We start from the raw sequence: 23254 nt of genomic DNA, 5'->3' as shown, positions 1-23254 counted from the left end.
CGTACGTAGTTCGCCGCCGCGGCCGGTTCAGCTGAGCGGGGTGGAGCGGCGCGGCGGTGGGATCCTCGGGAGCAGCTCCCACAAGGGGCGCGAGCCGGCCGCCCAGGTCGCCAGCGTCGAGCGGTCCGCCAGGTGCATGTGCAGCCGGCGGGCCAGCGGCGCGCAGCGCGTGGAGAAGCGTCCGTTCGTGACGACCAGGACCACGTCCGCGCCGTACAGCTGACGGGCCGTCCCGTTGACCCGTTGCAGATCCGGCGTGCCCACCGCGGAGCCCCGCTCCCCGTTCCGGCGGTGCTTGCACTGGATCACCCACGTGCGGCCCAGCGGGTCGGTGGCGAGGACGTCCGCGCCGTTGTCCCCGGCGCCACCGATCTGTTGCGCGTCCGCGCAGCCGTCCCTGCGCATCAGGTCCCGTACCGCGTACTCGAAGTCGCGGTGGTGCAGCGCGTCCAACTGGGGCAGCCCGTAACGCAGTCCCTGTCGACGGGTCCGCTCCCACAGGGCCCGCTGTCGACGCCGGTACAGCAGGCCCGCGCCCGCGAGCACGGCCACCACGGTGAGCACGACCAGCAGCCACCAGTGCACGAGCAGCCAGTTGACGGCCGCGACGAAGAGCGTCACCGACACGGCCGCACCCGCGAGCAACGCCGTGAGCCGCGCCTGTTGCCGCTGCTGCCGCTTGGTGGGACGCCGCCTCCGCCTCGGCCGCCGGGCCGGCGGGCGCCGCGTCACCGCTCATCCTTGCGTGCGTACGCACTGAACCATGGCATCGCGGCCTCCCCCTGAAGCAGCTCCCCGCCGAACTGCCCATGCTCGCAGCCACCACCGACAAACACTCAGGAAACCCGGCGTGCGGTGATCACGTAAGCGGGGATCAGGCCAGACCGGGTCCTCCCGGGGACGGCCGGGCGGCTTGTCACCCGGCGATGGCACTGAGTGCCTCGCGGTACCCGGTAACATCACCGCCTCTGCAACAGCGTACGGAAAAGTGCTACATGGGGGACAAGATGGTCGTTACCGGGCCCGTATCGGGACGGGAATCCGGTGGGGCGGTCGCCACGGGGGTGACGGGGCTCGCCCTCCTGCTGCGGAGCTGGCGGGTCCGGGCCGGGCAGCGGCGCGGCCTCGGCGGCCCGTTGTCCCAGGTGGAGGTGGCCACCGAGATCGGCATGAGCGAGCGCTGGTACCGGGACCTGGAGCGCGGCACCATCCCGCGCCTGGACGCAGGCGTGCTGTCCCGGCTGGCGGACACCCTCAGCCTCGACGCGGACGAACGCGCGGCGCTGCACTTCCACGCCTTCGGCGGCACCCCGTACGCGAACCGCTCGCACGCCCCGGCGGACCTGACCGCTCTCCAGCAGCTGGTCGACCAGCAGATGCCGCGCCCCACCTACGTGACCGACGCCCGCTGGGACGTCGTCGGATACAACGGCGCCATGGCCGAGTGGTTCCCGTGGGTGCTCGACAGGCCCGCCAACCTCATCCGGTGGGGGCTGACCACGCAGGAGGCCCGCGAGCAGCTGGTCGACTGGCAGCAGCACGCGTACATGTATCTGGCCATGCTCCGCTACTCCATGGCCGAGCGCCCGGACGAGCCGGGGCTCGCGGAGCTGCTCCACGAGGTCCTCCAGGACCCCGTCTGCGGGCGGATGTGGACCGAGCGCACCTGCATCGTCGGCAACCGGGACGGCCACCGCTTCCGGCTGCGCCTTCCGCACATCGCGCCCGCGGAGTTCGAGGTGGAGGCGCAGGTGCTGCTGCCCGCCCGCCACCCGGGACTGCGCTTCGTCGCCCTCGCCGACGTCGCGCCGACCCGGGCCGACGAGAACTGATTACACGTCGCCAAAAGCTCGAAATCAATAGCCGTCGACCGGCAAAGATTTGCCGGTCGGCCCAGATTCGCACCGGCAGATCTTTGCCGGTCGGCAGGCATTGACGGGCGAAGTTGCCTGCCGGTTTTCTTGAGAGGCCGGGGCGGTTCGAGCCATCCGGTTTCAAGAGAATCCGGAGAGCAGTAGTGCGGGCGTTCGCAGAATTCGAGAAGTCATTCCTGGGGCACGGTGTCTGGGACATCGCCCCGCCCCAGGGGCCCGTCGGCAACGCGGCCGAGGAAGCCGATGAAGCCGAGAAGGCGACACGCGCGGTGCGCCCCGCTCTCTCCGGCCACCCCGTCGGCGTGGTCGGTTCGGGCACCATGGGCGGCGGCATCGTCGAGCTCTGTGCCCTGCGCGGTCTGGACGTCCGGCTCGCCGTGTCCCGGGAGTCCTCGCTGGCCTCCGCGCCCCGGCGGCTCGCGAAGTCCCTCGACCGCGCGGTCGCCAAGGGCCGGCTCTCCGGGGCGGAGCGCGACGCCGCGCTGTCCCGGGTCCGCGTCACCACCGACCTGGCGGACCTGGCCGACTGCCGGCTCGTGATCGAGGCCGTTCCGGAGGACGAGGCCCTCAAGCTCGACCTGTTCACCACGCTCGACAAGGTCGTGGAGCCGGACGCGATCCTGGCCTCGACGACCTCGGCGATCACCATCACCCGGCTGGCCCGGGCCACGGCGCACCCCGGCCGCGTGATCGGGATGCACTTCTTCAACCCCGTCGTGTCGATGCCGCTCGTCGAGCTGATCCCGACGCTGCTCACCGCCCCGGGCGTCATCGAGAGCGCGGAGGGCTTCGTCGCCCGGACGCTGGAGAAGGACCCGATCACCGCCGGGGACCGCAGCGGCTTCGTGGTCAACGCGCTGCTCGTCCCGTACCTGCTCGCGGCCGTCCGGATGGTCGAGTCCGGCTTCGCGTCGGCCGAGCACGTCGACCGCGGAATGGAAGGCGGCTGCGCGCACCCCATGGGGCCCCTGCGGCTGTGCGACCTCATCGGCCTCGATGTCGTCGCGGCCACCGCCACCGCCCTGTACGAGGAATTCAAGGAGCCCCTTTACGCTCCGCCGTCACTCCTCTCGCGCATGGTGGAATCCGGCCTCCTCGGCAGGAAATCCGGCCGCGGCTTCTACGCGTACGCGTGACTTCGTGACGTCCCGGGACGCCACTCAATTCATTCCAAGGATTTCAGGAGACTGCGCATGCACGCGTATATGAACATGAAGAAATCGGCGAAGATAAGCCACGACTTCTGGGAGACCACCACCCAGGCCGGCATGTTCGACATCGTCGCGGCCGGCCTCGGCGACGGACACCACCGCTCGCTCGCCGACGGCCACGAGTTCGTCAACATGTCCTCGTACTCCTACCTCGGCCTCGACACCCACCCCAAGCTCGTCCAGGGTGCGATCGACGCCGTACGGGCCGAAGGCGCCCTCAACACCTCGACGTCGCGCATGCGCATCCGTTTCGGCGCGCTGCGGGACGCCGAGGACGCGATGTCGGAACTGTTCGACGTGGAGGCCGTGACCGTGGCCTCCTGCGCCGCGGCGGCCTGGGCGAGCCTGCCCCTGCTCGCCTCCGGCCTCCTCACCGGCGGCGAGCCGCCGCTGATGGTCTTCGACAAGAACGCGCACTTCTGCCTCAACGCCATGAAGCCGAACGTCGCGGACGAGGCCCCGCTCACCACGATCCGGCACAACGACATCGAGGCCCTCGAGGACCTCTGCAAGCAGCATCCCCAGGTCGCCTACATCGCCGACGGCGTGTACAGCACCGGCGGGATGGCGCCCGTCCAGGAACTCCTGCGGTTGCAGGAGAAGTACGGCCTGTTCCTGTTCTTCGACGAGGCCCACGGGGTCTCCACGGTCGGCGAGCGGGGACGCGGAGCCGTCCTGGAGGCCATGGGGCAGATCAACGACCGGACGCTGATCATCACGTCGCTCAACAAGGGCTTCGGCGCCTCGGGCGGCGCGATCTTCCTCGGCCCCAGGGGCTCGCGGGAGCGGCGCGACATCGCCCTGCGCAACGGCGGCCCGCTGATGTGGTCGCAGCGCATCAACACCGCCGGACTCGGCTCCGTCCTCGCCTCGGTCGAGCTGCACCGCTCCGACGAACTCCCCGCGCTCCAGCGCCGCCTCCAGCGGAACGTCGACCTCTTCGACAGCCTCGTCCCGACCGCGCTGAGCGGTGACGGACTGCCGATCCGGTTCGTGGACATCGGCTCCGAGGACACGACCGTCCGCCTCGCGCAGGCCCTGCTCCAGCGCGGCTACTACGCCTCCCCGATCTTCTTCCCCGTCATCGCCCGCGGCAAGGCCGGTCTGCGGCTGATGATCCGCGCGAACATGAGCGCCGCCGAGATCGAGGACTTCTCCCGGCAGCTCAAGGAACTGCGAGACCTGCATGTCTGAGGACCTGAACACTCGCATGTCCCGCCCGACTTCGGCCGGGACACCGCCGAACACACCCGCCTCCGAGCCGGTGCAGAACGGGCCGGTGCATGCCGAGCCGGTGCAGCCCAAGCCGGCGCAGCCCAGGCCCGAGCGGCGCACGATGCTGGTCGGCTGCCTGCTCGTCTTCATGGCGCAGATGGCCACGACCATCTACCTGCCCTCCCTGCCCGCGGTCCAGCACGACCTGGGCGTCTCCCGCAGCTTCGCCGCACTGTCCGTGTCCCTCTTCGTCATCGGCGCGGCCGCGCCCGTGGTGCTGTGGGGACGTGCGGCCGCCCGGTACGGGCGGCGGCCCGCGGTGCTCGCCGCGCTCGCGCTGTTCGTCGCCGCCAGCGCCCTGCTGGCGGTCAACTCCTCCGCCGAGGCGCTGCTGGTGCTGCGCTGCGTGCAGGGCATCGGCGCGGGCGGGGCGGCCATCATCGCCCGTATCTTCGTACGCGACCTCGGCGGCGGCGACGCCCTCGCCCGCCGGCTCTCGGTGCTGTCGATCGCCTTTGTCACCGCCCTCGGCGGCGGCCAGTTCCTCGGCGGTCTGATCGGCACCTACGCCGACTGGCGCGCCGGGTTCGTCGTCCTGGCCGTGCTCGGGGCCCTCGGTGCGCTCGGCGCGGCGACGCTGCCGCTGGAGCCCGGGCAGGGCCGCGCCGAGCCGACCAACATGGTCCGGATCTACTGGGACATCCTGAAGGTCCCGGCCTTCCTGCTGCCCACCGTCGCCGGCGGACTCGGCTTCGCCACGATCGTGCTCCTCCAGGAAGTCGCGCCCTTCGTCTTCCAGGACCACTTCGGCCTGGGCGTGGACGCGTACGGAAACATGGGGCTGCTGTTCGGGCTCGCGTACTTCGCCGGCGCGATGATGGTCAACCGGCTTGTCGCGTCCGCCGGTTCGAGCCGCCTGATGCGCATCGGCGCCGTCATCATGACGGCCTCCGGTGTCCTCATGGTCGGCCTGTGGCTGCTGCCTTCCGTCCCGACGGCCGCCGCGCTCGTGGTGTTCACCGCCCTGTACTGCGCCACCACCTTCGGGCAGTCGGCCCTGTTCCCCAGCAGCATGGCCGTCTCGGTCAGCGCCGTGAAGGACCACGGCGCCTACGCCGTCGCGCTGTGCGGGTTCCTCGCCCAGTCGATCGCCGGTGTGGTGGCGACCTTCGCCACCCTGCTGCACGCCAACCTCGCCTGGGCGGGCGTCGCCGCCGCGCTCAGCGCCCTGGCCTATGTCCTCGTACGCCGTGACAACCTGAACAGAAGCCGATGACGACTCTTCGCTCCCGTATCGACACCTCGTCAGAGGTGTTCCACCGCAACACCCGTGCCTTCGAGGGCAAGCGGCAGATCATCGCCGAGGCGCGGGCCGCCGCCGTCGCCGGCGGGGACGCCCGCGCCCACCGCAGGCACGCCGAACGCGGCAAGCTCACCGCCCGCCGACGCGTCTTCCAACTCCTCGACCCCGGCACCCCGTTCATGGAGATCGGGCAGCTGGTCGCGCACGACGTCTACGACGAGCCGGTGCCCTCGGCCGCGCTGATCACCGGCATCGGTGTGGTCGGCGGCCGACCCTCCATGATCTTCGCCAACGACGCGACGGTGAAGGGCGGCACGTACTTCCCGCTCACCGTGCAAAAGCACCTGCGCGCCCAGAAGATCGCCAAGGAGAACGGCCTGGCCTGCATCTACCTGGTCGACTCCGGCGGCATCTACCTTCCGCTGCAAGAAGACCTGTTCCCCGACGAGTACCACCTGGGGCGCATCTTCCGGAACATCGCCGAACTGTCGGCGCTCGGACTGCCCCAGATCGCCGCCGTCATGGGCTCGTGCACCGCAGGCGGCGCGTACATCCCCGCGATGTGCGACGAGGCCGTCATCGTCCGGGGCAACGGCACCATCTTCCTCGGCGGTCCCCAACTGGTCCGCGCGGCCACCGGCGAGATCGTCGACGCGGAGACCCTCGGCGGAGCGGATCTGCACACCCGTGTCACCGGCGTCGCCGACCACCTGGCCGAGAACGACGAGCACGCCCTTGAGCTGGTCCGGGACATCGTGCAGCGCACCGGCCCCGGCCCCGTGTCTCCGCCGCCACGGGCGCCCCGGCCGCCGCTGTACGACCCGGCAGAGCTGCCCGGCATCCTCAGCGCCGACCTGCGCGAACCGATCCCGGCCCGCGAGATCCTCGCCCGGCTGCTGGACGGCAGCGAGTTCGCCGAGTACCGCGCCCGCTACGGCCCCACCCTCGTGTGCGGCACAGGACACATCGGCGGCTACCCCGTCGGCGTCGTGATCAACGACGGCGTGCTGTTCCCGGAGAGCGCGCAGAAGGGCGCCAACTTCATCGAGTTGTGCGCCCAGCGGAACATCCCGCTGCTCTTCCTGCACAACATCAACGGCTTCATGGTCGGCGCCGCCTACGAGGCCGACGGCATCGCCAAGCACGGTGCGAAGCTCGTCAACGCCGTCTCGTGCGCCAAGGTGCCCAAGTTCAGCCTGGTCGTCGGTGGCAGCTTCGGGGCGGGCAACTTCGCCATGTGCGGCAGGTCCATGGGACCGCGCCTGATGGCCATGTGGCCGAACGCCAAGTCCACCGCCGTCGGCGCCGAGCAGACCGCCACGGTGATGGCGCTGATCCGCAGCGACCAGCTCGCCAAGGAAGGAAAGACCCTCTCCGCCGAGGAGGAGGAGTCCATCAAGCGGCCCATCATCGAGACCTACGAGAAGCAGTCCCACCCGCTGTACTACGCGGCGCGGTTGTGGGTGGACGCCGTGGTGGACCCCGCCGACACCCGTGAGTGGCTGACGCTGTGCCTGGCGACCGCCGCGGACGCACCCGAGCAGGAGACACGTTTCGGCGTGTTCAGGATGTGACGAGGAAATGCTGAAACGTCTCTTGATCGCGAACCGCGGCGAAATCGCCCGGCGCATCGCCCGTACCTGCCGCCGCCTCGACATCGAGTACGTCACCGTGTACTCGGACGCCGACGCCTCGGCGCCGCACCTGGAGGGTGCCGTCGAGTCCGTGCGGATCGGCCCGGCGGCCGCCGCCGACAGCTATCTGCACATCGAGTCGATCGTCGACGCCGCGCTCCGCACCGGCTGTGACGCCGTGCACCCCGGTTACGGATTCCTTTCCGAGAGCCACTTGTTCGCCTCGGCGGTCGCCGACGCCGGTCTGGTCTTCGTCGGCCCGGACGCCGCGACGATCGCGGCCATGGGCGACAAGGCGACCGCGCGCTCCCTCATGGCCGAGGCGGGCGTTCCCGTACTCCCCGGCTCCAGGGAAGCCACCGAATCGGCCGACCTGCTCGTCGAGGACGCCCGCCGCATCGGCTACCCGGTGATCCTCAAGCCCGTCGCGGGCGGCGGCGGCAAGGGCATGCGCGTCGTCGAGGAGGAGGCCGACATGGCCGACGCCGTGGCCGAGGCGGTCCGCCTGGGCCGGGGCAACTTCGGCGACGGCCGGCTCCTCGCCGAGCGCTATGTGCCCCGCCCCCGACACATCGAGGTCCAGGTCTTCGGCGACAGCCACGGCGGCACGGTCCACCTCTTCGAGCGGGAGTGCTCGCTCCAGCGCCGCCACCAGAAGATCATCGAGGAGGCGCCGGCGGCCGGAATCACCCCCGAGGTCCGAACGGCCCTGCTGGAAGCGGCGGTTCGGGGCGCCGAAGCCCTGGGGTACGTGAACGCCGGGACCTTCGAGTTCATCCTCGACGCAAACGGCCGGTTCTCCTTCCTCGAGGTCAACACCCGCCTCCAGGTCGAGCATCCGGTCACCGAGGAGATCACCGGCATCGACCTCGTCGAGTGGCAGCTGCGTGTGGCCTCGGGGGAGCGGCTGCCGCTCGCCCAGCACGAGATCACCGCCACCGGGCACGCGGTGGAGTGCCGCGTGTACGCCGAGGACCCGGACGCGGGGTTCCGGCCGGCCCCCGGGCGGGCGCACGTGGTGCAGTGGCCCGTCGGCGTACCCGACGTACGGGTGGAGGCGGCCTTCGACACGTCCGCCGAGGTCCCCGCCTTCTACGACCCCATGATCGCCAAGCTGATCGCCCGCGGTCCCGACCGGGTCTCGGCGCTGCGGCGGCTGGCCGACGCGACCCGCACCGCGCTGATCGTCGGACTGACCACCAACCTCGGTTTCCTGACCGACCTGTTGGAGGACACGCGCGTGGTCACGGGGCGTGTCGACACCCACCTGGTCGACGCGTTCGTCGCGGACACCCCGCGGCGGGGCGGGGCATCGGCCGTGGCCGCGGCGTGCGCGGCGGCGATGCACGTACCGCCGCTGCCCAGCGGAGCCGCCCCCGCATCGCCGTGGACCGGCACGGTCGGTCCCCTCGACCGCCGGTCCCTGGACGCCGACGCCCCGATGGGCCGCATCGCCCTGTCCGACGAAGGCCAGGACGTGGAGGCCCGGCTGACGGGCGTCCACGGCGGAACGGCGGACGTCACGGTCCACGACAGGCCCTTCCGCGTCTTTGTGGCACACGGCGCGGGCCTGTTCCGGGGAACGGTGGGCGACCGGCGGTGGGCCGGCCTGCGCACCGCGGACCGCTTCGAGCTGGTCATCGACGGCCGCCGCACGGTCCTGACCGCGAGGACCCGGGCCGAGGCCGGCTCCGAGGCCGTCGACAACACCCTGCGCTCACCGATGCCGGGCATGGTCGTCGCGCTGTCCTGCGCGGTCGGCGACCGGGTCGAGGAGGGAGCCGTACTCATGGTCGTAGAAGCCATGAAGATGGAGAACCGCATCCTGGCCCCGCTCGCGGGCGTGGTCGAGGAGATCAGGTGCACCCTGCACGGCTCGGTCTCGACGGACCAGGTCCTCGCGGTCATCACACCCCAGGAACAGCAGGACACCGACTCCTGACGAGCTCGCTCGCCGGGGCTCCGGATCCACCGGAGCCCCGGCGCCGGGCCGGCCGACATCCCCCCCCCAGCTGTCGCGGGCGCCGACACGCGCACGACAGCCCCGCCGAACACCCAGAAACGGACACCTTTCACGTGAGTACGACCTCCGCCGTCCCGCTGCGGACACCGCGGCCGACAGGACGGGTTCTCGCCGACCTGCTGCCCGCCGAGAGCGCGGCACGGGCCCGGCTGCGCGACACCGCGCTGGTCCTCGGCGGCGCCGCCCTGACAGGAATCGCCGCGCAGTTGGCCGTGCCGGTGCCCGGGTCACCGGTCCCGGTGACGGGACAGACCTTCGCCGCCCTGACGGTCGGCATCGCGCTCGGAGCACGGCGCGGGGCGCTCGCGCTGTCCCTCTACGCCGTCGCGGGCGTCTGCGGCATGCCCTGGTTCGCCGAAGGCCTGTCCGGCGCGGCCACGCCGACCCTGGGCTATGTCGTCGGCCTGGTGGTCGCCGCCGCGGTGGTCGGCGGCCTGGCCCGCCGCGGCGGCGACCGCAGCCCGCTCGCGACGGCCGGTGTCATGGCCCTGGGCAGCGTCTGCGTATACGCCGTCGGGGTCCCGTACCTCGCGCTGTCCCTGCACCTCTCCCTGGGCCGTGCACTGGCCCTCGGCGCCGCTCCCTATCTGGTGGGCGACGCCCTGAAGGCGGCCCTGGCGATGGGGGTGCTCCCCGCGGTGTGGCGCAGGGTGGGCAACGCCGGTACCGACGAGCGTCGTTGACGGGCATGTGCGCACTGGAGGAGGCACAGTCGCGCCGCCAGGAGGTACAGGAAATCTACAGCGGTCGCAGTAGACATTGCTGTCTGGGCGCGTTAGTGTCCTCTGTGTAGCCCAGAAGCCGACAGGGCGCGGCAGCGCCGTTTCCTGTCAGTACAAGTGATTGATCGAAAGAGGTAAGGAGCACAGCGCCATCAGGATCGCCCGGGCACGGACTGAGTCCACCCGGGTACCGCAGGCCCCGGATTGGAAGGTGGTCCCCGGTCACGCAGTCGCGATCCCCGCAGTCCCGCCCCCGGGTGGTTCTGTGGAAGAAAAAAGGCCGGTGAAGTTAGCCGGTAGATGGTGTTAAAAGCTCGGGGCCCGGGCGCCATGTGGCGCCCGGGCCCCTCGACGCGTCCCCGAAAGAAGAGGTCTATGCCCGCTCGCAGTACCAGCCCCGCCGACAAGTTCGATGACGACGACTACCCCGCCTACACCATGGGCAGGGCCGCGGAGATGCTCGGGGCCACTCCCGCTTTCCTGCGTGCGCTGGGCGAGCACCGCCTGATCACGCCGTTGCGTTCCGAGGGCGGCCATCGCCGCTACTCCCGCTACCAGCTGCGCATCGCCGGCCGCGCCCGTGAACTCGTCGATGCCGGCACGCCCATCGAGGCCGCCTGCCGCATCATCATTCTCGAGGACCAGCTCGAGGAAGCCCAGCGCATGAACGAAGAGCTCCGCGAGCAAGGCCGGCAGAAGCCTCCGGTCTGAAAAGGACAGCACAAGAACCCGGCCGCACCCGGGAGTACGCTGAAGGTGTAGAGGGCTTCGTCCGCCCGCCCGCCACGGCGCCGCGTTTCGGCGAGTGGGAGACGCGGGCGGCGCGAGCGCCCGGATTGCCGGTCGAGACCATGGACGCCATCGCCACACCCGTCGGCGGAACCCCGCGTGAAGGACACACCTACCGGATGCCGGTGCCCCGGCTGCGGCTGACGCCGGACACCAGCCACGGCCCGCTCGACGGGGCCTGGTGGCCGCGCTGCTCCTCGCTGGAACTGGAACTGCCCGCGCTGCTCGGTTCATTGGAGCCGTCGGACGGCGCCGTCACACATGTCACCGTGGACCCCGACGGCTGGCGCACCGCCCCGCGGAGGGTGATGGCTCCCGGCCACGACCACGTGATCGAGGTGGCCACCGCGCGCCTGCCGGGCAAGGCGCACGTGATCAGCGTGGAGTGCGGCGTGGTGGGGCGCTGGGAGCTCCTGGTCATTCCGCCCGACGAGCCGGCCGAGGCGGCCGACGAACTGCTGGCCGCTGCCGCCGACCCCGAGAACATGCTGAGCGCTCCGCGGATGCTGGCACGGATCGAGGAGTACCTCGCCGAAGAAGCCACATGGGAATCGCAGGGCGGATACACGCCTCGGTTGTGACCTCGCACCATTGCGGGGTGGAGTTGGCCGCCTACGAGATGTCTTGACGGTCGCGTCCGCCGACCGGCCGAAGGCCGCTTGCGCCCCGGGCGCACGGGGTACCAGAGGCGCATGATCAGCAACGCCCCCCAAGCCTCCGACGGCTACGTACCGCCCTCCGTCGACGTACCGGCCCTGACCGCGCTGCTCGACGGCGAGTACGCCGAGATCCGTGATCTGGTGCGGACGAATCTGTCGGCGCACGCCTCCGTCCTCGAAGAGGCCGAAGGGCTCGGCGTCGACGCGTTCCGCGAGCGGGTGCGCGCGCTCGCGGTCGAACTCGCGGCCACGGGCCAGACGGGGATGGGGTTCCCGAAGGAGTACGGCGGGGGCGGTGACATCGGCGCGTCGATCGCCGCGTTCGAGACACTCGCCTACGGCGACCTGTCGCTCCTGGTGAAGGTGGGCGTGCAGTTCGGCCTCTTCGGCGGAGCGATCCTGCACCTCGGCACCGAGCGCCACCACCGGGCCCATCTGCCGGACCTGATCACCGGGAAGCTGATGGGCTGCTTCGCGATGACCGAGACCGGGCACGGCTCCAACGTCCAGGCGCTCGGCACCGTCGCGACGTACGACACCGCGAGCCAGGAGTTCGTGATCACCACGCACGGCGACGCCGCGCGCAAGGACTACATCGGCAACGCCGCCCGCCATGCCGAACTGGCCGTCGTCTTCGCCCAGTTGGAGGTGGACGGCAGGCGGGAAGGGGTGCACGCGTTCGTCGTGCCGATCCGTGTCGACGGCGCGCCCGCACCGGGCGTACGGATCGAGGACGCAGGCCGGAAGATGGGGCTCAACGGAGTCGACAACGGCCGCCTGTGGTTCGACGGCGTGCGAGTGCCGCGCGAGGCGCTGCTCAACCGGTTCGCCGATGTCACGCCCGACGGTGTGTACGAGAGCCCGATCGAGAACCCCGGCCGCCGCTTCTTCACCATGCTCGGAACCCTGGTCCAGGGACGGGTCAGCGTCGGCGGCGGCGCCATCAACGCGGCCAAGGTCGCCTTGGCCGTCGCCACGAAGTACGCCGTGCGCCGCCGCCAGTTCGAGGCGGCGGCGTCGGAGGGCGGCGAGGAACAGTTGCTGCTCGACTACGGGATGCACCAGCGGCGCCTGCTGCCGCTGCTCGCCCGCACGTACGCCCTGCACTTCGCCCAGGACGTGGTGCGCACCCGGTTGCACGAGGTCTTCTCCGCACCCCGGTCGGGTGACCGGGGCGACGACGGGCAGGCCCGGCGGGAGCTGGAGTCACGGGCCGCCGGCACGAAGGCGCTGGGCACCTGGCACGCGACGCGGACCATTCAGGAGTGCCGCGAGGCGTGCGGCGGCGCCGGATACCTCGCCGTCAACCGGTTCGCCGCGCTCAAGGCCGACAGCGACGTCTTCACCACGTTCGAGGGCGACAACCACGTCCTGCTGCAACTCGTGGCCAAGGGGCTCCTCACCAACTACGCGCACGAGTTCGAGGACCTCGACCAGCTCGGCATGGTCCGGTTCGTGACCGGCCAGGCCGTGGAGACGGTCATCGAGAAGACGTCCGTGCACAAGCTGCTGGAACGCGTGCGCGACCTGCTGCCCGGTGGCGACGAGTGGGACCAGGAGGCCGGGCTGCTCGACCCGGACTACCAGCTCGCCATGGTCCGGTTCCGTGAGGAGCACATGCTCGCCTCCCTGGCCCGGCGGCTCAAGCGTGGGGTGGACGAGGGGCGCGATCCGGGTGCCGTCTTCTCGCACGTACAGGATCACGTGATCTCGGTGGCGCGTGCGCACGTCGAGCGGCTGGTGCTCGAGGCGTTCGTGGACAAGCTGCGTTCGCTGCCCGACGACGAGGATGCCGGCAACAAGGCTGCCCTGGGGCTGGTCTGCGACCTGTTCGCCCTGTCCACGATCGAGTCCGACCGGGCGTGGTTCATGGAGCACGGCCGGCTGACCGTGCAGCGCTCCAAGACGATCAGCCGTGAGATCAACAACCTGTGCCGGAAGATCAGGCCGCTCGCGGTCGACCTCGTCGACGCGTGGGGCATTCCGCCGGAGATGCTGCGCTCCCCGGACCTGGTGGGCTGACCCGCGGCCCCCGCGGGCCGTGACGCACCTCACAGGCCTCAACTGTCCCGCGCGTACAACTATTTCGCCGCATCGCCGATCAAGACTGTGCGGCCGCCGCGGCCGTGCGTGATGTGGGTCCGCCCGTTCATGACCCGCGCCCGCCCGTCGACAGTCGATATCGGAGCCTCCTCATGTCCCAGCACTCCCGCAAGAAGTTGACGACCGGCAAGAAGGTGACCCTGGGCGTCGGCGCACTGGCCGCCTCCGGGCTCGCCGTCGGCCTGCTCGTCACGCCGTCCGCGACGGCGGGCGGGACCGGTGCGGCCGAGGCGCTGGAGCAGAGCAAGGCCGCGGCCGCCGACGCGTCGGCGGCGAAGGACGCCGCGCCCAAGGCGAGAACCCTGGCCGCGAGCGCCGCCGACGCCACCGTCGTCTCCGGCATCACCGTCGACGGCGGCAACAGCGCCCGCGTCGGAACGACGAACACGCAGACGATCACCGTGAAGTGGACGATCGACGGCGGGTCGACGCTCTACGGCAGCAACGCGTCGATCTGGCGCGGCACCGACCGCGAAGACGGACTGAAGCAGTTCATCAACTCCGAGGAGTTCTCCGCGGACACCGACCCCTGCGTTCAGTCCGGCGACACCACGTACAGCTGCAAGGCCACCTTCAAGATCGACCCCCAGGGCGACCTGAAGAACGAGGACGCCGGAGCCTGGAAGATCGACCTCTGGGCGGTCACCGACGCGATCACCGACGTGGACACCGACAACGCCAAGACCTGGTACCTCAAGCGCTGGTCCCGGCTGAGCAACAACGCGGCCCCCGAGCCCGTCGCCAAGGGCAAGACGATCACGATCACCGGCAAGCTGGAGCGCGCCAACTGGGACACCCACAAGTACGCGGGCTACACCCAGCAGACCGTCCGCCTCCAGGAGCGTTCGCTGACCGGTTCGTACGCCACCACCAGCAGCCACAGCACCGGCACCGGCAGCCTGGCGGGCGTCGAGAAGCAGACGCGCACCGCCACCACCGACCGCTGCTACCGCTACAAGTTCGAGGGCACCACCACCACCCCGCCGGTCACCGCCACCGGTGACTGCGTGGACGTGCGCTGACCCCGCCGATCCGGCCGACCGCACCGGGCGAGCGTGGCGAAGGACCCACGCTCGTCCGGTGCCTGCCGGTGTACCGGAGGGAGAACGGTGGACCAGCGCGCACTGCCTGAACAGGACTTCTCGGTGTTCGCCGATGCCGTGCCGTTCTCCGGACCGGCGCGGCTGCGGGTGACGGAGGCGATGACGCGCCTGGAGGCCGAACGGCTGCGGGTGGTCCGGGCGATGGAGCGCGGGCAGCCGGTCGCCGCACGTCTCCTCGGGCGAGGCGGGCAGGAGATCAACCGGAATCTCGCCCGCGAACTCCCGGCCTGGCGCACCCTCGACTCAGTCAAGCCGGGCGGTTCCGTGGAGCGACTCGCCGTGAGCCTCCCGAACAACGCGTTCGCGATGAACGCCGGCCTCCGGATGGTCAGCGTGTGGCACCGCGACGCGCTGGGCCCGGACGTGCGGCTCGTGCTGTCCGGCGAGGACCCGGAGGTGTACTTCTTCGGCTACGGGCCACTGGAGATGAAGATCGTCGACGGGGTCGAGGTGCTCCTCGAGGGGCCCACCGTCCGCAACCTGACGACCGTCATCGGCGTCCGGGACGCCGCGTGCATGGCTGCCGCGCGCCACTACTGGGACGCCGTGCGTGCGACGACGTACCCGTGTGCCGCCGAGGAGCCACCCGCCGACGGCCTCACCGAACGCCAGCGCCGCGTCGTCGCGCTCCTGCTCATCTGCTCGTCGGACGAGCAGATCGCCCGCCGGCTCGAACTGAGCGTGCGCACGGTCCGCACGGAGGTCGCCGTGATCCTCGACCTCCTCGACGCCCCGACCCGCTTCGTGGCGGGGTTCCGGCTCAGCGAGCGCCTGAGCCGACTCGCTTCCGGACCGCAACCGTCTTCGGCTGCAGGATGCTGCAATCTTCCGCCGACGGCGCCCGACAGTCTCCTGCCATGCGAAGACACGGAAAACTCATGAGCGGCCTGACGGCCGTCGTCGGCACCGCGTTCGGGACGACCCTGCTGACCGCCGCACCGGCGTCCGCCGCGCAGATCAGGAACAACTGCGAGGGCTCGGCGGTCGTCCGCTGCGCCAACGTCGAGATGCCGTCCACCGGCGTCTTCAACGCGCACGGCCGGGTGACCGACACCGCCGGAGGCACCAACTACGACGTCCAGGTCATCGATGTGCGGCTCGAGTACAACCTGAACGGCAACTGGACACTCCTGCGTGACGAGATGCCGGCCGACGCCTGGGAGCCCGACCAGGACGTCGCGCGCACCGCCACGTACTCGTGCGGCTCGTCGGCACGTAAGAGCGTCCGCGCGAAGGTCTACGTGCAGTGGCGCAACAGCGGCACCGTGACCGGTGACTGGGTCACGACACCCACGGAACCGCCGACGTACATCTGCCCCCGCTGATCGTATGACCGGGCCCCGCATCCGATCGCCGCGGCGACCGCGCTCAGCGGCGGCGCAGCCGGGCGAGCCACGCGCGGGCCTGGGCCTGCTTGCGGGGGTCCGATGCCGTCCTGCGCGCGGTCGCGATCGCCCTCCTGCCCTGCGGGCTGCGGCTGTACCGCTTGATCCGGTCGAGAATGCCGGCCATGACGCCTCCGTGGTGTCCGTCGTTCGACAAGGCTCGCGACTCTGCGTCCTCGCTCTCGCTACAGCTACCCGGGAAGCGGTCCGGAACACGAAGGCGGTGCGGTCGAACGCCGCGTCGACGCGGAAGCCGGGAGCGTACGGATGCCGGGAGGAAGATTCTTCCGCCGCCTCGGCAACCTGATCCGGGTTCGCGCGTCGTGTGGGGGTGAAGGGTGCCGTCCGGCATCCTTCACCCCGACCGTGGAGTGCTCCCGTGAACCACCTTGTTCCCGCTGTACGCAGTGCCGTCGTGGCCACCGGCCTGTTGGCCGCCCTGTCCGCGATCCCCGTCGCCCACGCCACGCCGGTGCCCGCGGCCGCCACCACCGAGAAGCCGAGCCCGGCGCCCTCGGCGTCCGCCAGCAGCGTCCCGACGCCGGCCACGAGCGAGCCCCCATCGGCCGCGCCCGCCGCCCCGGGCGGCGAAGGTGACGCAGCCTCCTCAGCGGTGCCGAGTGCCGCCCCCACTCGGACCGACACACCCTCGCCCGTCCCCACCAAGCCGGGAACCCCCGCGCCCGCCCCCGCCGATGACGAGCTCGCACATACTGGGTCCTCGGACACGGCCACCACCGTCCTGGGCGCCGGGGCCGCCGTGCTCGTCGCAGCCGGCGCGGGCACCCTCTTCGCCGTACGCCGCCGCTCGCACCGCTGACGCAGCAGACCCGAGGAACCCTGTGCACACCCCCGCAGTCACCGAACCCGCCCCGCCACCACGGCCGTTCACCCTCCCTTACGGCCGCGTCCGTCCGGGCTGGCGGGATGTGCTGCGTGGGCTGCTGCGACGCGACCGGTCCACTCTCGAAGGGGCACCCGGCCCGGCCACCGACGCGCCGGGCCGGGCCGCGGCCTCGTTCCCACCCCCGCATCTCGACCGGCCACCCACCGTCGGCGAGCTCTACCACGCGCACCGGCTGCGCATGGTGCGCCTCGCGGTGCTGCTCGTGGACGACCTGGCCACCGCCGAGGACGTCGTGCAGGACGCGTTCACCGCCCTCTACCGCCGCCACGGCGAACACATCACGGAGGTGGACAACGCCCTCGGCTACCTGCGCACTTCGGTCGTCAACACCGCACGGTCCGTGCTGCGTCGCCGCCGTACGGCCCGGGCGTGGACCCCGCCACCGGCCGGTGAAGCCCCGTCGGCGGAGGACTCCGTCGTCCTCGACGAGGCACACCGCGAGGTCCTCGCCGCGCTGACCCGGCTCACGCCGCGCCGCCGCGAAGTCCTCGTCCTGCGCTACTGGGCCGACCTCAGCGAGGCCGAGATAGCCGCCACCCTCGGCATCAGCAAAGGCGCCGTGAAGTCGAACGCCAGCCGCGCCCTGGACGCACTGGAAAAGCTCCTGGAGGGCCGGACATGACTCCCCGCACGCCACCCGCCCGCCCGGTGGACCATGCCGAACGCCCGGTGGAGCAACGGCTGCGCGAGGCACTCGCCGTCCGCGCCGACAGCATCACCGTACGAGCCCTGCGCCCGGCCGGGCCGCCCGGCCCGCACCTGCGCCGACTGCCTCGACTCCGCGGCCTCGGCCGGCGCTTCGCCCTCCCGGCCGCCGGACTCGCCACCGCCGCGGCCCTGGCCGTCGGTTACGTCGCGCTGGCCCCGGACCCGGCCCCGAACCGCACCCCGGTGCCGCCCGCCGCGCCCTCGTCCCCGACCGCCCCCAACCACCGCCCGACGCCCAGCCCTTCGCCGTCGGCACCGTCCAGCTCGGCGGTCCCGACTCCGGCGGCGCCGTCCACCGCGATTCCGTCCGCCTCCACTCCATCCGCCTCGTCCCCGCCCACGTCGTCCCCGTCCACCGAGTCCCCGGCCGCGACGGGCGGCGAGCGTCCCACGGCCCGCCCGAGCACGCCGGAGTGAGAAATTCGGCCACTATGTAAGTGTCGACTGTGCGATGGGTTCCTTACTTGGCACGGGTGCGTAAGAATCCACTCGGCCCAGTGAGTATGACGAGAGCCGTCGATGCGGACCCCACGACAGGAGGGCACATGCTTTCGGACACGGTCAGGACATGGGTGGCCGGCTGGGCGGTGTCACGGCGGACACCGGCACCGGTCGAGCACCCCTGGGGGTACTACATCGAGGTGGCCGACAACCCGGCCGAAGTGGGGCGTCACGTCCTTCCGGAGGCGGAGGAAGCGATGGTGCGCAGCGCCGCCGCCTCGGTGGCCGTCCCGCGGACGTGGATGAAGATGCCCGCCGAGCCCGAGGACGTCGAACCCTGGCTCACTCCCGGGTGGGTGGTGGCCTGGGAGGAGACCGGTCACCTGATGGCGATCGACCTCATGGCCACCGGGCCGCGGCCACCGGAGGGTTACACCGTGTCCGTGGACCACGTCGACGGTGTGCTCTGCGCGCGTGTGGTGGACGCGGCGGGCATGACGGCAGCCCAAGGACAGGCGGCCGTCATCGGAGAGGCCGCGGTGATGGACCGGATCGTGACCAGCGAGTCCCACCGGCGCCGTGGGCTCGCCAGCTTCGTCATGCGCACACTCGCGGATCAGGCGCTGGCCCGGGGAGCGGGCACGGGCGTTCTCGGTGCGACGGACCCCGGACGCGCGCTGTACGAGACGCTCGGTTGGAAGAAGCACTCCACGTTGGCGGAGTGCATCTATCGGCCCTGACGCGCTTGTCGCGGGGCAGGCTGGGCCGCGGCCCTCAGCAGCGGATACCGTGCGGCGAAGTGGTTCGGCCTGCTGGAGGAGCAGAGAAGTGAAGGCGCTGCGTTACCACCGCTTCGGCGGCCCCGTCGCCGTCGAGACGGTTCCCGACCCGCGGGTTCCGGACGACGGCGCCGTCGTGCGCGTCGCGGCCTCCGGCTTGTGCCGCAGCGACTGGCACGCCTGGGCGGGCCACGACGACACGGTGACGCTGCCTCAGATCCCCGGACACGAGTTCGTCGGCCGGATCGAGGCCGTGGGGGCGGACGTACGGGACTGGTCCGTGGGCGACCGGGTGACCGCCCCCTTCGTCAACGGGTGCGGAACCTGCGAGTGGTGCAAGGACGGGAACGCGCAGGTCTGCCCCGACCAGACGCAACCCGGCTTCACCCACCAGGGTTCGCACGCCGAGCTGGTCGCCGTGCGGGCCGCCGACACGAACCTGGTTGCCGTACCGCCGTCCGTCTCGGACGCCGCGGCCGCCAGTCTCGGTTGCCGGTTCGCCACCGCCTATCGGGCCGTGTCCGCGCGCGGTCGGGTGCGGGCCGGGGAGTGGGTGGCCGTCTTCGGGGCCGGGGGAGTCGGGCTCAGCGCCATCATGATCGCCGTCGCGCTCGGCGCGCGGCCGATCGCGATCGACCGTTCCGCCGAGGCACTGGAGCTCGCGGCCAAGGCCGGAGCCGAACACGTACTGAACGTCTCGGACAGCACGGTCGCGGAGATCGTGGAGCTCACCGGAGGCGGAGCCCATGTCGCCGTGGACGCGGTGGGGGCGTCCGAGGTGATCGACATGAGCATCCGGTCGCTGCGCCGGCGGGGACGCCATGTGCAGATCGGTCTCCTGGCGGGGCCGCCCCCTGCGGTTCCGCTGGACCGCGTGCTGGCCTGGGAACTCGATGTCCTGGGCAGCCACGGCATGGCGGCGAGCCACTACCCGGAACTGCTCGACCTGGTCGAGCGTGCGGTGCTGCGGCCTGCCGATCTCGTGACGCGCGCGGTCGGCATGGACGAGGCCGCACGGCTGCTGTTCGCCGAGGACGCCGCCGCCCGAGGCTCGGGAATCACCGTGCTGTGCCCGCAGGGTGAGCATGATGGGTCGCAGCCAACCAGCTGACACACCACGTCTGATGCGGCAGCACCGGGGTGGGCGGCAGCTGTGCTCAGTCGACCGGGTGGCCCGGCGTGATGTCCTCGGCGTCGGAGAGCCTGAACGGCTGCCGGCCGGGCGCGTTGCCGGTGTCCGCGGCCTCCGGGGCGAGGACGAAGCCCACGTGGTCGCCCCCGTCGAGGTGATCCACCACGCGGCCCACGAGCCAGGCCCGGGCCGCCCCGAGCACCACGGTTCCGTGCGGCCCTCGGCTCCAGTCGACGGTCGCGAACTTGTCCACCTGGTCGCCGCTCTCGCCGCCGAACAGCCGCGCCAGTGCGTACTGTTCGTGTCCCAGCAGGTGTACGGCGAGGTGGTCGGCGCGGCGGGCGATCCCGTACGTCCGGTTGGCCTTCGACAGCCACACCACGTAGCGGACGGGGCGGATCGAGCACTGGGAGGCGAAGCCGACCAGGCAGCCCGCCCGCTCGCCGTCCGCCTCGGCGGTGACGACGCACAGTTCCGGGTCCAGATGATCCACGAAGGCATCCGCGACAGGCGGCATGGCGGCAACATCTCCCTCGGGTCGGCAAGCACACCGGTCAATCTTCCGCCGGACTCGACGTGTTCGCCTCCCGGCACCGGGCGAGGAGGTCCTGGGCGGTACGTGTCCAGGGATGGTCCGGGCCGAGCACCCGGAGGCGGCCGGCCACGAGGACCTCGCCCTGCTCGATCGCTTCGGAATGCCGACCCAGGGCTGTCAGGATCCTGCCGAGCGCATGGCGCGAGTTCAGCACCAGGGGGTAGTCCGGGTCGAAGATCCGCTCGTATCCGGCCAGTGCCTTGAGCGCGTGGGGCAGAGCCTCGGTGTGTTGGCTCGCGCAGAAGAGACTTGCGGCGAAATTGAGCTCAGCGGTGAGAGTCAGCGGGTGGTGCTCCCCGAGGGTGCGGTAACAGTCCGCAAGGAGTTCGGGTCCGATGGCGATCATGTCGGCCTGTTCCGGATGGCCGACCATGCCGGGGTTTGCCGCGATCTCCATGTAGGCGGACCGCGCCATCAACGTGAGCGGGTGTTGTCTCCCGAGCGTTTCCTCACGGACCCGGACGACCCGTCGCTGAAGCGGTGGCACCTCCTGGATCCGGCCGAGATTGGCGAGCGGGCCGGCCACCTGGGAGGATGCGTCCAAGGTCTCGGGAGCATCGGGCCCCAGCGCCCTCTCGCACTGCGAACGCAGTTCCTGGTACAGGGCCTCCGACTCCTCGAAGCGGCCGAGGCGGAACAGCGCACGGCCCACGCGCAGGCGGAGCCGGAGCACACTCGCGTCGTCGGCGGGCAGGACCTCGGTGGCGAGGGCGACGGCGTCGGTCGCCAACGTGAGCGCCGACGCGTAGTCGCCCGACCTGTGCACCGCGACGACCAGCCGGTGGGCACAGTCGGCCGCGCTCTCGACCGTGGACGAGCTGGTGCCCCAGCGCGTCACACGCCGCAGCAGCGCCATGACATGGGGAGCGAGCAGGAGCACCGCGGGATCCTGCGCCCCGCGCTCCGGCACCTCCGGAAGCATGGCGAGCAGCAGGCGGGCGGCCGTCGCGGCGAGCTGCTCCCGCTCGTCGTCGGGGGTCGCGTGCGCGACGCTGTCCAGCAGGATTCCGTGTACGCGCAGGCAGCGCACCTGCCCCGGCACGAGCTCGGTGAGCGAGTGGTCGAGGAGCCCGCGCAGGGCGGACTCGACGCGGGAACCGTGCAGTTGGGTGCCGAGTTCGGCGCGGGCGAGGAGCTTGAGCGGGAGGGGATCGCCCGCCCAGCAGGAGAGCAGCCGCAGCAGCGGTGTCGCCTCCGGAAGCCCCTGGGCGGTGAGGGAGTCGAGGGAGAGCTGCCAGGTGCTGTTGAGCAGATACCGGGGGTCGAAGTGGGTCTCGTCGACCGCGCCGAACGAAGCGGCGGGGCCGGTGTCGGGATCCGTATCGCCGTCGAGCCGTCGACGGTAGTCGGCGAGGCTCCAGGGGTCGATGACCTGGTGGGCGAGGAAGCCGCCGGCGAGGGTGAGTGCCAGGGGGAGGTGTCCGAGACGGTCGGCGACCTCCGCGGCGTCGTCGAGCGTACCGGCGTGGGGAGCGATGTCCTGGAGGACGAGGGCGGCGTCCTGGCGCGGCAGAACGCCGAACTGGAGCAGTTCAGCACCCGGCCACCAGTGGGTCGCGGCCTGGCGGGTGGTGACGACGACGATGCCCGCGGGGCTCGTTCGCAGCCACCCTCCGGCGCGCAGGATCGCCGGGGTGTCGGCGTTGTCGAGGACGAGCAGCCAGGGCTCGCTCGAGCGGTCGAGATAGTGCCAGACGAGGTCGGCCGCGGGGCGCAGGCCACCGCGCGCGCCGGTGAGTTCGGCGTCGGTCGCGCCCCGGTCGGCGGCGACGGCGAGCATGCCGGAGCGCAGTGAGGCCGGGTCGGAGGCGTTGACCCAGAGCCCGATGCGGCCGGCCTGCTCGGTGGCGTACCGGAAGAGCGTGTACGCCACGGCGGTCTTGCCGCAGCCGCCCAGGCCGTGCAGGACGTAGACGCCGTTGCCGACGCCCGGCTCGACCGCGGCGCGCAGCCGGTCCATCTCGCCCACGCGGTCCCGGAGTGTGACGGGTGCGCGCCCGACGGCCGGGTGGCGCACGGAGTCGGGACCGGACCACTCGGGGGCGTGATGATGGTGCTCGACGATGTGCTGGTCACCGGAGGCCTGGTAGACGCGGCCGTATCCGTCGGCCCGTGCGTCGTTGGCGCTGCTCATCGGCCGTCGAAGTGCTGGTCGCGGCCCGCCTGGTAGACGCGGGCGTGCCCGGAGGCGGTGGCGTGCTGGGTGACCGACGGGGTGTCAGGTGCGAGGGGGCTCAGCTCCTCGACGAGTGCGCGCAGGGCGTGGGCCTCCTCGGGATGTGCCGCGAGCAGTCGCCGGATCCGCCCCTGCCACTCGGTGCCCAACTCGTCGCGGGACTCGGCGTCGCCGTCGTTCCGCGCGGCCAGCAGGTCCTCCCTGGTCACCTCCAGCTCGGCGGAGATCGCGTCGGCGCGCGCGGGTTCGGCCCGACGCCATAACGCGGTGACACCGTCCCTGGCCCGCTGCCAGGCCTCGGTCGTCAGCAGCCCGACCAGGGTCGTGCCTGCCGTCCCTGCAAGCGCGACTATCTCCGGATCCATGAACTCTCCCCCTGGGAACGAACGTTACTGGTGATCCAGGGTATCCAGAAGTGCCCGCCGGGCCGGGCGGGTGCAGGGCACTGCCTATGTTCCACGCTTCAGGTCGAGAATGCCGCCTGCTGCGGAGTGT

23 protein-coding genes are annotated in these 23254 nt (G+C 71.4%); 18 read left to right on the top strand and 5 right to left on the bottom strand.

Annotated features, from left to right (window positions below; all coding sequences use genetic code 11):
- Positions 1–27: 27 nt before the first annotated feature.
- Entirely contained in the window at positions 28–732 is a 705-nt protein-coding gene (locus ACNYS0_RS05705; RefSeq protein ID WP_422471560.1) for a restriction endonuclease, read from the bottom strand.
- Positions 733–995: 263 nt separating this feature from the next.
- On the opposite strand from ACNYS0_RS05705, the gene ACNYS0_RS05700 reads away from it, so the two are divergent.
- The 13 genes from ACNYS0_RS05700 to ACNYS0_RS05640 all read left to right on the top strand — a co-directional run bounded on the left by ACNYS0_RS05700 (position 996) and on the right by ACNYS0_RS05640 (position 15961).
- The gene (locus tag ACNYS0_RS05700) at positions 996–1832 is read left to right on the top strand and encodes a helix-turn-helix transcriptional regulator (protein ID WP_422471559.1); all 837 of its coding nucleotides are present in this window, start codon (positions 996–998) and stop codon (positions 1830–1832) included.
- Between the two features lie 362 nt (positions 1833–2194).
- The gene (locus tag ACNYS0_RS05695) at positions 2195–3010 is read left to right on the top strand and encodes a 3-hydroxybutyryl-CoA dehydrogenase (RefSeq protein ID WP_422482465.1); all 816 of its coding nucleotides are present in this window, start codon (positions 2195–2197) and stop codon (positions 3008–3010) included.
- Between the two features lie 57 nt (positions 3011–3067).
- Complete coding sequence (locus ACNYS0_RS05690) at positions 3068–4279, top strand: 8-amino-7-oxononanoate synthase family protein (RefSeq protein ID WP_422471558.1); 1212 nt, start codon at positions 3068–3070, stop codon at positions 4277–4279.
- Positions 4280–4295: 16 nt separating this feature from the next.
- Positions 4296–5576, top strand: a complete 1281-nt coding sequence (locus ACNYS0_RS05685) for an MFS transporter (RefSeq protein WP_422471557.1) — start codon at positions 4296–4298, stop codon at positions 5574–5576.
- Positions 5573–7177 (top strand): carboxyl transferase domain-containing protein, encoded by a 1605-nt coding sequence (locus tag ACNYS0_RS05680; protein ID WP_422471556.1) that lies wholly within the window; start codon positions 5573–5575, stop codon positions 7175–7177. Before ACNYS0_RS05685 ends, ACNYS0_RS05680 begins: the two co-directional genes overlap by 4 nt.
- A 7-nt stretch (positions 7178–7184) precedes the next feature.
- The gene (locus ACNYS0_RS05675; RefSeq protein WP_422471555.1) at positions 7185–9179 is read left to right on the top strand and encodes an acetyl/propionyl/methylcrotonyl-CoA carboxylase subunit alpha; all 1995 of its coding nucleotides are present in this window, start codon (positions 7185–7187) and stop codon (positions 9177–9179) included.
- A 134-nt stretch (positions 9180–9313) separates the two neighbouring features.
- Positions 9314–9943, top strand: a complete 630-nt coding sequence (locus tag ACNYS0_RS05670) for a biotin transporter BioY (RefSeq protein ID WP_422471554.1) — start codon at positions 9314–9316, stop codon at positions 9941–9943.
- A 414-nt stretch (positions 9944–10357) separates the two neighbouring features.
- Entirely contained in the window at positions 10358–10693 is a 336-nt protein-coding gene (locus ACNYS0_RS05665) for a MerR family transcriptional regulator (RefSeq protein WP_422471553.1), read from the top strand.
- Positions 10694–10833: 140 nt separating this feature from the next.
- Positions 10834–11352, top strand: a complete 519-nt coding sequence (locus tag ACNYS0_RS05660; protein ID WP_422471552.1) for a DUF5994 family protein — start codon at positions 10834–10836, stop codon at positions 11350–11352.
- 111 nt (positions 11353–11463) lie between these two features.
- Positions 11464–13452, top strand: a complete 1989-nt coding sequence (locus ACNYS0_RS05655; RefSeq protein WP_422471551.1) for an acyl-CoA dehydrogenase family protein — start codon at positions 11464–11466, stop codon at positions 13450–13452.
- Between the two features lie 173 nt (positions 13453–13625).
- Complete coding sequence (locus tag ACNYS0_RS05650; protein WP_422471550.1) at positions 13626–14555, top strand: calcium-binding protein; 930 nt, start codon at positions 13626–13628, stop codon at positions 14553–14555.
- An 87-nt stretch (positions 14556–14642) separates the two neighbouring features.
- Positions 14643–15518, top strand: coding sequence for a helix-turn-helix transcriptional regulator (locus ACNYS0_RS05645; RefSeq protein ID WP_422471549.1), 876 nt, complete (start codon positions 14643–14645; stop codon positions 15516–15518).
- Positions 15515–15961 (top strand): hypothetical protein, encoded by a 447-nt coding sequence (locus ACNYS0_RS05640; RefSeq protein WP_422471548.1) that lies wholly within the window; start codon positions 15515–15517, stop codon positions 15959–15961. Before ACNYS0_RS05645 ends, ACNYS0_RS05640 begins: the two co-directional genes overlap by 4 nt.
- Before the next feature lie 43 nt (positions 15962–16004).
- Here ACNYS0_RS05640 and ACNYS0_RS05635 read toward each other — a convergent pair whose 3' ends face one another.
- Positions 16005–16148, bottom strand: a complete 144-nt coding sequence (locus ACNYS0_RS05635; RefSeq protein ID WP_422413703.1) for a hypothetical protein — start codon at positions 16146–16148, stop codon at positions 16005–16007.
- Positions 16149–16400: 252 nt separating this feature from the next.
- Between ACNYS0_RS05635 and ACNYS0_RS05630 the strand changes: the two genes are divergently transcribed.
- From ACNYS0_RS05630 to ACNYS0_RS05610, 5 genes are all read left to right on the top strand, one after another.
- Positions 16401–16841, top strand: coding sequence for an LAETG motif-containing sortase-dependent surface protein (locus tag ACNYS0_RS05630; protein WP_422471547.1), 441 nt, complete (start codon positions 16401–16403; stop codon positions 16839–16841).
- A 22-nt stretch (positions 16842–16863) separates the two neighbouring features.
- Positions 16864–17550: an RNA polymerase sigma factor gene (locus tag ACNYS0_RS05625; RefSeq protein WP_422471546.1), complete on the top strand. Its 687-nt coding sequence runs from the start codon at positions 16864–16866 to the stop codon at positions 17548–17550.
- Entirely contained in the window at positions 17547–18053 is a 507-nt protein-coding gene (locus tag ACNYS0_RS05620; RefSeq protein WP_422471545.1) for a hypothetical protein, read from the top strand. Before ACNYS0_RS05625 ends, ACNYS0_RS05620 begins: the two co-directional genes overlap by 4 nt.
- Positions 18054–18181: 128 nt before the next feature.
- Positions 18182–18817, top strand: coding sequence for a GNAT family N-acetyltransferase (locus ACNYS0_RS05615; RefSeq protein ID WP_422471544.1), 636 nt, complete (start codon positions 18182–18184; stop codon positions 18815–18817).
- 88 nt (positions 18818–18905) lie between these two features.
- Positions 18906–19967, top strand: coding sequence for a zinc-binding dehydrogenase (locus ACNYS0_RS05610; protein ID WP_422471543.1), 1062 nt, complete (start codon positions 18906–18908; stop codon positions 19965–19967).
- Between the two features lie 46 nt (positions 19968–20013).
- Here the strand turns inward: ACNYS0_RS05610 and ACNYS0_RS05605 are convergent, their stop codons facing one another.
- Genes ACNYS0_RS05605 through ACNYS0_RS05595 form a run of 3 tightly spaced genes read right to left on the bottom strand, consistent with a single transcriptional unit; the run spans position 20014 to position 23124 of the window.
- A complete protein-coding gene (locus ACNYS0_RS05605; RefSeq protein ID WP_422471542.1) occupies positions 20014–20505 on the bottom strand; it encodes a flavin reductase family protein in 492 nt (163 codons plus the stop codon).
- Positions 20506–20542: 37 nt separating this feature from the next.
- Positions 20543–22717: a tetratricopeptide repeat protein gene (locus tag ACNYS0_RS05600; protein WP_422471541.1), complete on the bottom strand. Its 2175-nt coding sequence runs from the start codon at positions 22715–22717 to the stop codon at positions 20543–20545.
- Positions 22714–23124 (bottom strand): hypothetical protein, encoded by a 411-nt coding sequence (locus ACNYS0_RS05595; protein ID WP_422471540.1) that lies wholly within the window; start codon positions 23122–23124, stop codon positions 22714–22716. Before ACNYS0_RS05595 ends, ACNYS0_RS05600 begins: the two co-directional genes overlap by 4 nt.
- Positions 23125–23254: the final 130 nt, after the last annotated feature.

Origin of the sequence: Streptomyces anthophorae, from assembly GCF_049310305.1 — a bacterium.
GTDB lineage: Bacteria > Actinomycetota > Actinomycetes > Streptomycetales > Streptomycetaceae > Streptomyces.
The sequence above is the reverse complement of the archived record's forward strand: the minus strand, read 5'-3'. Positions and strand labels throughout refer to the sequence as shown.

What these genes read in the sequence shown, in the direction of transcription:
- ACNYS0_RS05650 (WP_422471550.1), top strand. Translation starts at nt 13,626, where the DNA reads ATGTCCCAGCACTCCCGCAAGAAGTTGACGACCGGCAAGAAGGTGACC.
- ACNYS0_RS05695 (WP_422482465.1), top strand. Translation starts at nt 2,195, where the DNA reads ATGGGCGGCGGCATCGTCGAGCTCTGTGCCCTGCGCGGTCTGGACGTC.
- ACNYS0_RS05655 (WP_422471551.1), top strand. Translation starts at nt 11,464, where the DNA reads ATGATCAGCAACGCCCCCCAAGCCTCCGACGGCTACGTACCGCCCTCC.
- ACNYS0_RS05595 (WP_422471540.1), bottom strand. Translation starts at nt 23,124, where the DNA reads ATGGATCCGGAGATAGTCGCGCTTGCAGGGACGGCAGGCACGACCCTG.
- ACNYS0_RS05685 (WP_422471557.1), top strand. Translation starts at nt 4,296, where the DNA reads ATGTCCCGCCCGACTTCGGCCGGGACACCGCCGAACACACCCGCCTCC.
- ACNYS0_RS05600 (WP_422471541.1), bottom strand. Translation starts at nt 22,717, where the DNA reads ATGAGCAGCGCCAACGACGCACGGGCCGACGGATACGGCCGCGTCTAC.
- ACNYS0_RS05605 (WP_422471542.1), bottom strand. Translation starts at nt 20,505, where the DNA reads ATGCCGCCTGTCGCGGATGCCTTCGTGGATCATCTGGACCCGGAACTG.
- ACNYS0_RS05675 (WP_422471555.1), top strand. Translation starts at nt 7,185, where the DNA reads ATGCTGAAACGTCTCTTGATCGCGAACCGCGGCGAAATCGCCCGGCGC.
- ACNYS0_RS05690 (WP_422471558.1), top strand. Translation starts at nt 3,068, where the DNA reads ATGCACGCGTATATGAACATGAAGAAATCGGCGAAGATAAGCCACGAC.
- ACNYS0_RS05635 (WP_422413703.1), bottom strand. Translation starts at nt 16,148, where the DNA reads ATGGCCGGCATTCTCGACCGGATCAAGCGGTACAGCCGCAGCCCGCAG.
- ACNYS0_RS05665 (WP_422471553.1), top strand. Translation starts at nt 10,358, where the DNA reads ATGCCCGCTCGCAGTACCAGCCCCGCCGACAAGTTCGATGACGACGAC.
- ACNYS0_RS05615 (WP_422471544.1), top strand. Translation starts at nt 18,182, where the DNA reads ATGCTTTCGGACACGGTCAGGACATGGGTGGCCGGCTGGGCGGTGTCA.
- ACNYS0_RS05640 (WP_422471548.1), top strand. Translation starts at nt 15,515, where the DNA reads ATGAGCGGCCTGACGGCCGTCGTCGGCACCGCGTTCGGGACGACCCTG.
- ACNYS0_RS05680 (WP_422471556.1), top strand. Translation starts at nt 5,573, where the DNA reads ATGACGACTCTTCGCTCCCGTATCGACACCTCGTCAGAGGTGTTCCAC.
- ACNYS0_RS05620 (WP_422471545.1), top strand. Translation starts at nt 17,547, where the DNA reads ATGACTCCCCGCACGCCACCCGCCCGCCCGGTGGACCATGCCGAACGC.
- ACNYS0_RS05660 (WP_422471552.1), top strand. Translation starts at nt 10,834, where the DNA reads ATGGACGCCATCGCCACACCCGTCGGCGGAACCCCGCGTGAAGGACAC.
- ACNYS0_RS05700 (WP_422471559.1), top strand. Translation starts at nt 996, where the DNA reads ATGGGGGACAAGATGGTCGTTACCGGGCCCGTATCGGGACGGGAATCC.